The sequence below is a fragment of the Cardiobacterium sp. Marseille-Q4385 genome, from assembly GCF_916618745.1.
Lineage (GTDB): Bacteria > Pseudomonadota > Gammaproteobacteria > Cardiobacteriales > Cardiobacteriaceae > Cardiobacterium.
In genome coordinates this window covers 1,177,231-1,189,150 of the sequence record NZ_OU745373.1, presented here as the reverse complement: position 1 = coordinate 1,189,150, position 11,920 = coordinate 1,177,231, and the positions used below count along the sequence as shown (strand labels likewise).

The window sequence follows — 11,920 nt, the reverse complement described above, 5'->3', positions numbered from 1 at the left end:
ATGAACCCCGACTACCTCGAATTTGAACAACCCATCGCCGAACTCGAACACAAACTGGCCGAACTGCGCCAGTTCAGCAGCCAGACCGAAGTTGACCTCAGCGACGAAGTCGAGCGCCTGCAAAGCAAAACCCGCACCCTCACAGAAAGCATCTTCGCCGGCCTCAACGACTGGCAAATTGCGCAACTGGCGCGCCACCCGCAGCGCCCCTACACCCTCGACTACATCAACGCCGCCTTCACCGACTTCCGCGAACTGCACGGCGACCGCCACTACGCCGACGACGCGGCGATCGTCGGTGGCTTGGCGCGACTCGATGGGCGCGCGGTGATGATCATCGGCCACGAAAAAGGGCGCGATACCAAAGAAAAAGTCAAACGCAACTTCGGCATGCCGCGCCCCGAAGGCTACCGCAAAGCCCTGCGCCTGATGAAAATGGCCGAACGCTTTAGCATCCCGCTCATCACCTTTATCGACACACCCGGAGCCTATCCCGGCATTGGCGCCGAAGAACGCGGACAATCAGAAGCCATCGCGCGCAACCTCTACGAAATGGCCAAACTGAACATCCCGACCATCGCTGTCATCATTGGCGAAGGCGGTAGCGGCGGGGCACTGGCCATCGGCGTTGCCGACCGTGTGCTGATGCTGCAATACGGCATGTATTCCGTCATCTCGCCGGAAGGCTGTGCCTCCATCCTCTGGCACAGTGCAGAAAAAGCGAGCGAAGCGGCGGAAATCATGCAAGTGACCTCGGGTAAACTGGAAAAACTCGGCCTCATTGACGGCATCATCGCCGAACCACTTGGCGGCGCGCACCGTAACAAAGCTGCCATGGCGGAAAACCTGCGCACCACCCTCATTGACGAACTCACCCGCCTTGAAGCTCTGAGCGGAGAAGAACGCCTCGCACAGCGGATGGATAAAATCCGTCACTATGGCCAATTCACCACCGCCTGAAAACCGTTGCTGCCACCAGCCGGATATCACGCCCACCGTCCGGTGGGCGTTTTGCTGACAAGGCAGCGTTGCCGCTCTCCCGCATATATAGTTAAACATCTAAATCGTAACGGCATTGTGTCGCCTGACCGGGGCCCATAAAAATTACTGCACGATTTTTAAGATAACCCCGCGCCGTACTATCTGCGGCGGCGTGCCTTGGTGATGCTTTTTCATCCATTCGACGATAGAAACGTCCTGAACTAGGGAAAGCGCGGGTAAGCGACTATAATTCCGCCCTTTTCCAACCCTACGGACCCCATCATGACCTTCGGACAATTCTTCGCAGACAACCTCTTCCTCTTCCTCCTCTTCTTCGCCTGTATCGCGGGCATCATCTTCTTTGAAATGCGTGATCGCGGTGCAGCCGGGCAAAAAGTCGGCAATTCGCGCGCGGCCATCCTCGCCAACGATAACGGCACTTTCATTGACATCCGTCCCACCCCCGATTTCCACCAGGCACACATCGCCGGCGCCAAGAACTTCCCGCTTGCCGACCTTGCCACGCAACTCGATAAAATCCGGGGCGCAAAAAATCGTCCGCTGATTGTCTATGACACAGATGGTTTCTCCGTCAACGCAGCGGCAAAAATCTTGCGCGCGGGTGGTTTTGAAGCGGTCTTTGTCCTCGAAGGCGGCATTAACGGCTGGCTGGCGGAAAACCTCCCCGTCGTTAGCAAATAAAACTGGTATCGCTGCTAAGCGGAACAACCACACGCTTTTCCTTTTCAAGTTCACACACGAGGCCTCCCATGCAACCCGTCACCATGTATTTCAAACCGACCTGCCCCTACTGCCAGCGCGCGCACAGCCTGCTCACTGCCAAAGGCGTGCAGTACGAAGGTATCGATATCAGCCGCGAGCCTGAGCGCCGCGACGAAATGATTAAGCGCGCGAACGGGCGCCAGACGGTGCCGCAAATCTTCATCGGCACGACCCACGTCGGCGGCTGCGACGATCTCTACGCCCTCGAAAACGCGGGCAAACTCGACGCCCTTCTCGCCGGCTAAGCGGCAAGCGGACAACACCATGCAACTCCTGCCCTTCAAAATCGGCCTGCGCTACAGCTATGCGCGCAGCGGTGCGCGCTTCATCGGTCTGAACGCCATCCTTGCCGTCATCGGCATCACCATCGGCATCGCTGCGCTGATCGTCGTCCTCTCCGTCATGAACGGCGTCGTCACCCAGGTGCGCGACAAAATGCTCTCCATGACCTCACACGCCATGCTGCGCAGCAATGACGGCACGGGTGTCATTCCGCCCGAATTCGATCCGGCGCAATACCTTGCGAACCGCCCCGAACTTATCGCTTATGCTCCCTATGTGCAGGGGCAGGGCCTGATTGGCGACAGCGAACGCTTCCAGGGCGTCGTTCTGCAAGGCGTGGACCCGAACGAAGAGGGCAAAGTCTCGAAAACCTTTGCCAACCTCGACCCGGATATGGCCGCACAACTGCAAGCGGGCGATTACAACCTCATCCTGGGCGAAGTGTTGGCCAAACAGATCAACGCCAAACCCGGCGACAAAGTCACCATCATCGTGCCGCAAGTGACCGCGAGCGCCGCCGGTCTCCTGCCGCGCATCAAGCGCTTCACCCTGATTGGCACCTTCAGCAGTGGCCACTATGCCTTCGATAACGGCGTGGCGCTCGTCAACCTCAAGGATGCTGCCAAACTGCTGCAACTGCCCGATGGCGTCACCGGCTATCACATCATGCTGCATGACCCGATGCAGGCGCCCCTGGTGCGCGACGCCCTCAATCCAGAGCTGCCGCCCGGCGTCTATGCCAGCGACTGGAGCCTCGACAACGCCTCCTATTTCAGCGCCGTGCAGACCGAAAAACACGCCATGTTCATCATCCTCTGCCTTATCGTCATGGTCGCCGCCTTCGGCCTGCTCTCTTCCATGTACATGGTTGTTACCGAAAAACGGCGCGACATCGCCATTCTGCGCACCATGGGCATGACGCGGCGGCAAATCGGCCGCATCTTCCTCACCCAAGGACTTACCTTCGGCGCACTCGGCACCGTGCTCGGTGTCAGCCTCGGCATCCTCATCGCCATCAACGTGCCCGCCATCATGGCGTTCCTGGAAAAACACACCGGCTACGCCCTGCCCGCGCAGATGTACTTCATCAACGAACTGCCCGCAAAAATCGATCCGGCTGTGATCAGCGGCATCAGCATCGTCACCCTCGTGCTGACCCTGCTCTTCTCCGTCATCCCGGCGATGATGGCCGCCCGCACCGAACCCGCCCGCGCCCTATCCCACGAGTAAACCATGAGCGAATACGTCCTCACCGCCAGCAACCTGCACTTCGCCTACCAAAGCAAAGGCGAAAACCTCACCATCCTCAGCGGTACCGACCTTGCCCTTGCGCGGGGCGAAACCGTCGCTGTCGTCGGCGCCTCCGGTACCGGCAAAAGCACCCTGCTGCACATCCTTGCCGGGCTTGACACTCCGCAGCAGGGCGACATCACCCTCTGCGGCGAAAACCTCAACCGTGCCAGCGACAGCCGCCGTACCCGCCTGCGCAATCGCCACATGGGTTTTGTTTACCAATTCCACCACCTGCTGCCTGAATTCAGCGCGGTAGAAAACGTCGCCATGCCGCTGCTCATTCGCGGCGACAAACCCACCAAAGCCTACCAGCAGGCAGGCGAACTGCTGGCAGCAGTCGGCCTTGGCGAACGCCTGAAACACCGTCCCGGTGAACTCTCCGGTGGCGAGCGGCAGCGGGCAGCGATTGCGCGCGCGCTGGTCAACCGCCCCGATTGTTTGCTTGCGGACGAACCGACCGGCAACCTTGACCAGGACAACGCCGCCCACGCTTTCGCCCTAATGAAAAAACTCATCGGCGAACAGCATGGCGCAATGATCATCGTCACTCACGATATGAATCTGGCACAGCAAATGGATCGTTGTCTTTACCTCGTCGGCGGCAAACTCAGTGATACGCCCCCACCACCTGCCGCCGCCTGAAACCCCGAAATCCCCGCTTGCGGGGATTTTTACCACCCGCCTGAAACATCGTCGTTTCAGAGGAGCGATACCGATCCCGGAAAATAATCTGAGTGTGTTCGCGCGTCTGACCGGGTTTGCTATAACGACACCGCTTGGCAAAGCCAGCAACCGCACCGCTTGGCGGGTCCAGGATTTACGTCGCTTGGCGAAGTTTTGTCGCCTGCGCAGGGATAGGGATAGCTATCCGAAATGCAACAGGAGCAGCATAACCTTTCCGCTATACTGGCTGCACATATTCACCAAAAAACACAAGAAACAACATGAATACACACCATATCCTCTGCATGAAATGGGGCGACAAATACCCCGCCGAATACGTCAATCGCCTGCACCGCATGGTCTCGCGCCACCTCACCCTGCCCTTTACCACCCACTGTCTCACCGACGACCCGCACGGCATCGACCCCGCTATCGTCTGCCACCCCATTCCCTCACTTGACCTGCCTGACGGCCTGCCTGAGCGCGGCTGGCGCAAACTCACCACCTTCACCCCCGGCCTGTACGGCCTGAGCGGCACGGCGCTCTTCCTCGACCTCGACGTCGTCATCCTGCGCAACATCGACCACTTCTTCACTCACCATGCGGACGATAGCGCGCGCACCTACATCATCCGCGACTGGCGGCGGCCATGGCGCAAAGTCGGCAACAGCTCCGTCTATCGCTTCACCCTTGACGCCTACCCTGATTTACTGGCGACCTTCCGTGCCCACTTCACCACCATCCGCCGCGAGTTCCGCAACGAACAGGCGTGGCTGTCGCACTACCTGCGCGAACGCGATGCCCTGCGCTACTGGCCGGACAACTGGTGCAAGAGCTACAAATACCACGCCCTCTACCCGCTGCCGCTATCGCTGTTCTGTACCCCGCGCCGCCCCGACTGCGACATCCTCATCTTCCACGGCGAAGTCAATCCGGACGGTGCCATCCGGGGCGGCGGCGGCAAATGGTACCGCCACATCCGCCCCGCGCCGTGGCTGGCCGAGCACTGGGGGTAAGCCATGTACCGCCTCAGCGTGGTGATGATTACCCAAAACGAAGCGGACAACCTGCGCCGCTGCCTGCCGCTCGTTGCCACCGTCGCCGACGAAATCATTATTTTGGATTCGGGCAGCAGCGATGACAGCGCCGCTGTTGCCGCCCAATATGGTGCGCAGTGGCACGAAAACCACGACTGGCAGGGCTACGGCATCCAGCGTCAGCGCGCGCAAGCCCTGGCTACAGGCGACTGGATACTGACACTGGACGCGGACGAAGCGCCCGACGCCGCGCTGCTCGCCGCACTGGCGGACATCAAAAAAGAAGCGCCCGCCAGCACCATCTACGGCATCCGCCGCCTCGATAACCTCTTCGGCCAGCCCATCGACCACCCGCGCTGGCGCAACAAAGCGCACTGGCGCCTCTACCCGCGCCACTACCACTACAACGCCAACCCCGTACACGAATCCGTCGAACTCGCCGGCGCGACCACGGCCATCCTGCCCGGCTACCTGCACCACCACACCGCGACAGATCCCTACCACTGGCTGCAAAAACGCCTCGCCTACGCCGAAACCTGGGCGGCAGATGCCGCCGCGCGCGGCAAAAAAAGCAGCGCGCTGGGAGCTGTCGTGCGTGGCCTGTGGGCGCTCCTCAAACAATACCTCGCTGATGGCCGCTTCCTGCGCGGTCGCATCGGCTGGATCTACGCCTGCCTCTTTGCGCAATACACCTACAACAAATACGCCCTGCTTTGCGACCATAATCGCCGCCCGCAGAGCTACAGCGCCGACTACCAGCCGCACACCGTTAACATCCATAACCTGCCGGAAAACACCCCGCCCGCGACGCCGCACCCGCACCCTCTCAGCGTCGTCCTCATCACCCAAAACGAAAGCCGCCATCTGCCCGCCTGTCTGGCCTCCATTCAAGGCCTCGCCGACGAAGTCCTCATCCTGGATTCCGGCAGTCAGGACGACACCGCACGCATTGCCGCCCACTTCGGTGCCAAGTGGTACGAAAACCGCGACTGGCAGGGCTTCGGTATCCAGCGCCAGCGCGCGCAGGCTCTCGCTAGCGGCGAGTACATCCTCATGCTCGATGCCGACGAACAGCCCGATGCCGCCCTCCGCACCGCCATCGCCCAAGTCCTCACCCTCCCGCCGCAGACCGGCACCGTCTATGCCGTGCGCCGCACTAACATTTTCTGCGGTACGCGCGTACATGGCTGGTATCACGACCGCATCGCCCGTCTCTACCCGCGCGCGCACTACCAATACCGCCCCTACGAAGTGCACGAATCGCTCGATAGCGGCGATGCTCGCGTGATCACCCTGCCCGGCAGCCTGTTGCACCACACCAACGACAACCTCGCCCATTTCCTCGAAAAAAACCTGCGCTACAGCCGCGAATGGGCGGAAGAACACCGTGCGCGCCGCGCCCCCAACCTGTGGACACTGCCGCTGAAAAGCCTCGTCGCCTTCCTGCGTGAATATCTGATGCGCGGCGCACTCTGCGGCGGCGGTTACGGCCTCCTCCTCGCCGCCAGCACCGCCTGCTACCACTACAACAAATACCTCATGCTCGCGTACCAAAAAAAGGGACACCATGAACACCACCCTCACCCGCTTCAATAACGCGGCAACTTTCCTCACCTTTGCCCTCAGCCTCGCCGTCAAGGGTGGCTACAACTACGGCGCGGGCATCCTCTTCCTTGCTGCCCTCCTCACCCTGCCGAAGTGGTGGCAGAAGCGCCCGCGCGGGCGCGACCTGTACCTCATCATGCTGGGATTCCTGCTGATGGGCAGCATCGCCATCATTGATGCCTGGTATTCCGGCTTGAGCGGCACCTACTACAACATCCCCGTCAAATACCTCGCCGTGCCGCTTATCCTCGCCTACCTCGCCGCTTACCCGCCTGACCCGCGCGCCATCTGGTGGGGGGCAGCCGCAGGCGCCCTGCTCGGCCTTGCCTCGGCCCTCTACTACACCCTCTACGCCCCTGAATGCCTGCCAGATGGTCGCGCCGCGCGCTACCTGCACCCCATCCAGCTTGGCAACCTTGCTATGCTCTTTGCCCTCCTTTGTGCATGCAGCCTGCGCAGCCAACCGCGCGGCTGGGCGCTCCTGCCGCCACTGGCGGGCATCCTTGCCGGGCTTTACACCGTCGTCCTCTCACAAACGCGCGGCAGCCTCTCCGCATTGGCCTGGACCCTCGCCATTCTCGCCATTCTCTCCCTGCGCCGCCGCCACTTCCGCGCGCGCAGTATCGCCATCAGCGCCACTGTCCTACTCATCCTCGGCGGTGCCTTCTGGCTGGGCAAAGGCGACCTCATCGCCGAACGCCTCGCGGAAGCGCGGCACGACATCGAACTCTACCAGCAAGGTAACAGCAACACCTCCATCGGGGCGCGCTTTGAAATGTGGCACTTTGCCTGGCTGGAAGGCAGCAGCCATCCCGTCTTCGGGCCTGGCACGGCACAAATGCTGGCCGACAAAGCCAGCTGGCCGACCATCAGCCAGTTCGGCCATATGCACAACGAATACCTGGATGCCTTCGCGCGACGCGGCGCTGTCGGCCTCGCCATCGTTCTCTACCTTTTCCTTGTCCCGCTTTACTACTATCGCCGCCACGGTAAACCGGCAGATACGGACGCTGCTGCGCTACGCCTCGCCGGCAGTGCGCACATCCTCCTGTACAGCGGTTTCAGCATGACCCAAGCGGCGCTGTACAGCCACAACAGCGGCTTCCTCTTTTTCGCCCTGCCGCTGTGCATGATGTATGCCGCCTACCGCGAAAATGCGTCGCTTGGACAGCCTCGCGCGTAATGGATTTCCGCACAGTCGGCACGTTACAATGCGCGTCCACAGCGGGCGACAGGGAAGCCGTCGCCCGTATTTTTCCCGCGCTTTTGGCGCTTGTATTTTTTCCATTCATGGAGTTACCCGGACGCATGGCCAACGCTGCCCCGCCCTGGAGCCTGTTGAGATTTAGCTAAGGTTGGATACCTTGCGAGCATTGTTAACACAACGGATGCCAAAAATTGGCCGAAAAGCCGCCGCAATGTTGAATGTCAACAGACCCTGGCAGGAGATGCGCTCCTCCCAACCCTGCACCGCCCCGAAGGGCGGGGTTCCCAACCAAAGGATTCATAGATGAATGACACTGCTCTGTTTCCCGTTTGCCGCAAGCACGGCGAACATCCTGTAGATGTGCATGATATTGATCCGCGCGCGCTGAAGATCGTGCGCCAGCTGGATGAAGCCGGTTTCGAGGCTTTTCTCGTCGGCGGCTGCCTGCGCGATTTGCTGCTCGGCAAGCGGCCAAAGGATTTTGATATTGCCACCAATGCCCGCCCGGAAGAGGTTGCGGCGATTTTCCGTAATTGTCGCCTGATTGGGCGGCGTTTTCGTCTCGCCCATGTGCATTTTGGTCGGGACATTATCGAGGTGGCGACCTTCCGTGCCCCGCCCGAACGTCTGGCGCGCACCGACAGTTTCGGCTCAGTGCTGGAAGACAATCACTATGGCTCGATTGAGGATGACGCCGTGCGCCGCGATTTCACCATCAATGCGCTTTATTACGATGTGAAAAATGATGAGCTGCGCGATTATGTCGGCGCACTGGCGGATATTGAGGCGCGGATAATCCGCATCATCGGTGATCCAGCGACGCGTTACACAGAAGACCCGGTGCGGATGCTGCGCGCCGCCCGCTTTGCCGCCAAACTCGGTATGCCGCTGGAAGCGGCGACGGAAGCGGCGATTGCCGATTGCCGCGACAATTTGCGTGCCGTACCCGCCGCGCGTCTTTTTGATGAGGCGCAGAAGCTGTTTATGAGCGGCTATGGCGAGGCGTGTTTTGAAGTGTTGCAGCGTTATGGGCTGTTTGCGATGCTCTTTCCCGATGCCGGCCATGTGTTCGAGCATCCGAACGCCGTCTATGCGCAATATGCGCAGCGCCTGGTGCGTATTGCGCTCGCCAATACCGATGCGCGGGTTGCCGAGGACAAGCCGGTGACGATTGCCTTCCTGCTCGCTGCCATTCTCTGGCCGGTGTATCAGTTGCAGTATCGCGGCTTGCTGAAAGAGCGCGACAACTGGCACAGTGCCATGCACGAAGCGGTGGATGTGGTGCATATTGCCGCTAGCGAGCGCCTGGCGATACCGGTACGGCTGCGCGGCATGATTCGCGAGATCTGGACATTGCAGGCACGGCTGGAACAGGCAGCACGCGGCAATTTGCGCAAGATGCACGGCGTCCTCGCCCATCCGCGTTTCCGTGCTGCCTATGACTTCTTGCTGGTACGTCAGGGTGCGGGTGAGCAAATTGATGATCTGGTCGCGCTGTGGACGGCATTGCAGGAAGACCCGGATATCTCCGTTGATATTGCGCAAATGCGCGTTACCCAGGAGGAAGGCGGCAACGGCACGCGCCGGCGACGGTCGCGCAGCGGTGCACGACGTAAACGCGGCTAGGGATGCATCATGCCTACCGCCTGGATCGCTTTCGGCAGCAATCAGGCCGAGCCTGTCGCCCAGTTGCTGCGCGCGCGGCAGACGCTGGCAGCGGTGTTGCAGGAAGACGCCGCTTCCGCGCTCTACCGTACCCCGCCGTGGGGCTATACCGACCAGCCTGATTTCATTAACGCCGTCATCCGCTACCGCACCGACCTGTCGCCACTGGCACTGCTGGCACTGCTGCAACACGTCGAGCAGGAACAGGGGCGCGAGCGCCCCTTCAAAAACGCGCCGCGCACCCTGGATCTCGATATGCTGCTTTATGATGATCTGCGCCTCGACCTGCCGCAGTTGACCCTGCCGCATCCCGGTATCCGCGAGCGGGCGTTCGTCCTGTACCCCTTGGCGGATCTGAACCCGGAACATCTGCTTGACGGCATCAGTGTGCGCGAATGGCTGGCCCGCTGCGACGCCAGCGGTATCACCCGAATTTTGCACGACAACTGGCAAGCGGCATGAATATTGCTTAATCGCTACGCATTGCCCCATAGGAGTCCTGAATATGTCCCCCGAAGATGATGACTTTGATTACGACAATTTCGACCGCGAAGCGGAGCTGGAACGCGAATGGCGGGAAATGGAAGATGAAGAAGACGCCGATGACTATCAGGAAGATTGGGACGGCGCAGAACGTAGCGGTGAAGATGGCTGGTATTACGATGACGAAGGCGACGAGCGTGACGACTTCGATGATTACGGCTACGACGACGAATACCGCGACGACGACTGAGTCACGTCCAGTAACAGGGAAGTGGCGATGCGTATTATCCAAACCGTCAAACAACTCAAGGAATGGCAACTTACCCAGCAAGATAGCGGCAAAACCTGGGCTCTCCTCCCTTTCCTGAACAAACTGCCGCGCGAAAGCAATGCTCTGCTGCATGGCGCCCGTATCCGCTGCGATTTGGTATTGACCGTGCTGGACGGCAACAGTGAAAACAACCGTACGACGCTGAGCAGCCTGAGTGATAGTGACTGCGATGCCGTCTTGCTGCTTGATGCAGAACTGAACTGCCCCTGTGGTACCGGTCTCAGTCTGCAATTTGCCGAGCCTTATCCTGAATTGGTACGCACGCCCCATTATCAACGCCTCGGGCTGCAACTGCTGCGCCTGTTCAGCCTGCTGCGTCCGCAAATAGCCATCTTCAGCCTGCACGATCTACCGCAATACTGGCTGGCCAATCGCATCAATGAAGAATGTTTCCTGCCTGTGAATATCACAGCCGCCGCGCTCGCTCCTACCCCGACGAATGACGCTCAAGAACAACTGCTGCATACCGTGTTGCAGCGCTGTGCCCAGGCTATTAGTGCAGGGCAGGATGTGGTTGGCGCTTTGCAGCGCGGCAGACAGATTTTAGAAAGTCGTGGGTATTCAATACGTTACTTTGATTGCTATGATGTTTTCACACTAATCCACACTACAAAAGCAGGAGCGGATGCCATCTTATGGGCACAGCTCGATAATAATATTCAAAGTAGCCATTCAGTTAGATTGGGAACTTAACCACGTATAAATACTGATATTTTTTTTCTATCTTGAATATTTCCCCGATTATATTTGGAAGCGGCAACCTTTTTGCTTAAAATGCGAGTCGCTTTTTTTGCAAATTTTGCGGCGCTCTTGGCGGTTGTAAATGTGAAAAAATTGTTAATTGGAAGCAAAGTTCACATCTAATCCACAAAGTTGCCTAGGCAGATTTTCATTGTCGAGGCAGCGTTTTTCTCAAATACGATACAACACGACCGACAACGGCTGCGGTGCCATGTGCCGCTAAGTGACAGAAAAAGCAGGGAAAAGGTAGACCGATAAGAAACGGTGCCGTTTCCCGAGAGGGTAAGCGCGCCTCGTGGGGCAATCATGGAGCGCCAAAGAATTGCGCAATAAGGCGTATCAGGAAAATTTAGGAGTATTCATTATGTTGATACTTACCCGCAGGGTAGGAGAAACCATCATTATTGACGACGAGATAGAAGTCACAGTGTTGGCAGTAAAGGGTAATCAGGTGCGCTTGGGCATCAAGGCACCGGATCATATCGCGGTGCACCGGGAAGAAATTTATCAGCGTCTGATGGGCGAAAATAATCCGGGCAACACCTCCTCCTCGGCAGAATAAACATCAATCATCTTTCGGCAGGCTCCATCCGGAACCTGCTTTATCTTTTTCATAACCCAGCATGCGGTATTGCCAGAGCAGTTTCTGGCACTTTTTGTTACACGTCGTTCTTTATTCGCGTCAAGCGAACTTCTCATCGGTGGCGGCTTTGCCCGCCTTCTCAACATCGGCCCGCGTAGCGGATATTTCCCGAATCAACATCTTCCTCGTGCATCATGTCGCCAAGGACGTGTTCCCTGCCCGCCGGAGGGAACGGTTACAATGCCCGCATCTTTATTTTCCCAAGG

General features: G+C 59.1%; 13 protein-coding genes. All 13 read left to right on the top strand.

Annotation, left to right across the window (positions count from 1 at the left end):
• Complete coding sequence (accA, locus tag LG374_RS05820; protein WP_225756808.1) at positions 1 to 960, top strand: acetyl-CoA carboxylase carboxyl transferase subunit alpha; 960 nt, start codon at positions 1 to 3, stop codon at positions 958 to 960.
• A 303-nt stretch (positions 961 to 1,263) separates the two neighbouring features.
• Complete coding sequence (locus LG374_RS05815) at positions 1,264 to 1,683, top strand: rhodanese-like domain-containing protein (RefSeq protein ID WP_225756807.1); 420 nt, start codon at positions 1,264 to 1,266, stop codon at positions 1,681 to 1,683.
• 68 nt (positions 1,684 to 1,751) lie between these two features.
• Entirely contained in the window at positions 1,752 to 2,009 is a 258-nt protein-coding gene (grxC, locus tag LG374_RS05810) for a glutaredoxin 3 (protein ID WP_225756806.1), read from the top strand.
• Between the two features lie 19 nt (positions 2,010 to 2,028).
• Entirely contained in the window at positions 2,029 to 3,276 is a 1,248-nt protein-coding gene (locus tag LG374_RS05805; RefSeq protein ID WP_225756805.1) for a lipoprotein-releasing ABC transporter permease subunit, read from the top strand.
• Between the two features lie 3 nt (positions 3,277 to 3,279).
• Positions 3,280 to 3,981 (top strand): ABC transporter ATP-binding protein, encoded by a 702-nt coding sequence (locus LG374_RS05800; protein ID WP_225756804.1) that lies wholly within the window; start codon positions 3,280 to 3,282, stop codon positions 3,979 to 3,981.
• A 302-nt stretch (positions 3,982 to 4,283) separates the two neighbouring features.
• Complete coding sequence (locus tag LG374_RS05795; RefSeq protein WP_225756803.1) at positions 4,284 to 5,018, top strand: glycosyltransferase; 735 nt, start codon at positions 4,284 to 4,286, stop codon at positions 5,016 to 5,018.
• A gap of 3 nt (positions 5,019 to 5,021) precedes the next feature.
• Positions 5,022 to 6,635: a glycosyltransferase family 2 protein gene (locus LG374_RS05790; RefSeq protein WP_225756802.1), complete on the top strand. Its 1,614-nt coding sequence runs from the start codon at positions 5,022 to 5,024 to the stop codon at positions 6,633 to 6,635.
• Positions 6,607 to 7,827, top strand: coding sequence for an O-antigen ligase (locus LG374_RS05785; protein WP_225756801.1), 1,221 nt, complete (start codon positions 6,607 to 6,609; stop codon positions 7,825 to 7,827). Before LG374_RS05790 ends, LG374_RS05785 begins: the two co-directional genes overlap by 29 nt.
• A 327-nt stretch (positions 7,828 to 8,154) precedes the next feature.
• Positions 8,155 to 9,477 carry a polynucleotide adenylyltransferase PcnB gene (pcnB, locus tag LG374_RS05780; RefSeq protein WP_225756800.1) on the top strand — a complete coding sequence of 441 codons (1,323 nt, stop codon included), beginning with the start codon at positions 8,155 to 8,157 and terminating at the stop codon, positions 9,475 to 9,477.
• A gap of 9 nt (positions 9,478 to 9,486) precedes the next feature.
• Positions 9,487 to 9,978: a 2-amino-4-hydroxy-6-hydroxymethyldihydropteridine diphosphokinase gene (gene folK / locus LG374_RS05775; RefSeq protein ID WP_225756799.1), complete on the top strand. Its 492-nt coding sequence runs from the start codon at positions 9,487 to 9,489 to the stop codon at positions 9,976 to 9,978.
• Positions 9,979 to 10,021: 43 nt separating this feature from the next.
• On the top strand, positions 10,022 to 10,249 hold the full coding sequence (locus tag LG374_RS05770) for a hypothetical protein (RefSeq protein ID WP_225756798.1): 228 nt from the start codon (positions 10,022 to 10,024) through the stop codon (positions 10,247 to 10,249).
• A gap of 27 nt (positions 10,250 to 10,276) precedes the next feature.
• The gene (locus LG374_RS05765; protein WP_225756797.1) at positions 10,277 to 11,023 is read left to right on the top strand and encodes a hypothetical protein; all 747 of its coding nucleotides are present in this window, start codon (positions 10,277 to 10,279) and stop codon (positions 11,021 to 11,023) included.
• A gap of 412 nt (positions 11,024 to 11,435) precedes the next feature.
• The gene (gene csrA / locus LG374_RS05760) at positions 11,436 to 11,633 is read left to right on the top strand and encodes a carbon storage regulator CsrA (protein WP_225756796.1); all 198 of its coding nucleotides are present in this window, start codon (positions 11,436 to 11,438) and stop codon (positions 11,631 to 11,633) included.
• Positions 11,634 to 11,920 lie beyond the last annotated feature (287 nt).

Coding starts and splice junctions, on each gene's coding strand:
- csrA (WP_225756796.1), top strand. CDS start 11,436: ATGTTGATACTTACCCGCAGGGTAGGAGAAACCATCATTATTGACGAC.
- LG374_RS05770 (WP_225756798.1), top strand. CDS start 10,022: ATGTCCCCCGAAGATGATGACTTTGATTACGACAATTTCGACCGCGAA.
- accA (WP_225756808.1), top strand. CDS start 1: ATGAACCCCGACTACCTCGAATTTGAACAACCCATCGCCGAACTCGAA.
- LG374_RS05785 (WP_225756801.1), top strand. CDS start 6,607: ATGAACACCACCCTCACCCGCTTCAATAACGCGGCAACTTTCCTCACC.
- LG374_RS05815 (WP_225756807.1), top strand. CDS start 1,264: ATGACCTTCGGACAATTCTTCGCAGACAACCTCTTCCTCTTCCTCCTC.
- LG374_RS05790 (WP_225756802.1), top strand. CDS start 5,022: ATGTACCGCCTCAGCGTGGTGATGATTACCCAAAACGAAGCGGACAAC.
- LG374_RS05800 (WP_225756804.1), top strand. CDS start 3,280: ATGAGCGAATACGTCCTCACCGCCAGCAACCTGCACTTCGCCTACCAA.
- LG374_RS05765 (WP_225756797.1), top strand. CDS start 10,277: ATGCGTATTATCCAAACCGTCAAACAACTCAAGGAATGGCAACTTACC.
- folK (WP_225756799.1), top strand. CDS start 9,487: ATGCCTACCGCCTGGATCGCTTTCGGCAGCAATCAGGCCGAGCCTGTC.
- pcnB (WP_225756800.1), top strand. CDS start 8,155: ATGAATGACACTGCTCTGTTTCCCGTTTGCCGCAAGCACGGCGAACAT.
- LG374_RS05805 (WP_225756805.1), top strand. CDS start 2,029: ATGCAACTCCTGCCCTTCAAAATCGGCCTGCGCTACAGCTATGCGCGC.
- LG374_RS05795 (WP_225756803.1), top strand. CDS start 4,284: ATGAATACACACCATATCCTCTGCATGAAATGGGGCGACAAATACCCC.
- grxC (WP_225756806.1), top strand. CDS start 1,752: ATGCAACCCGTCACCATGTATTTCAAACCGACCTGCCCCTACTGCCAG.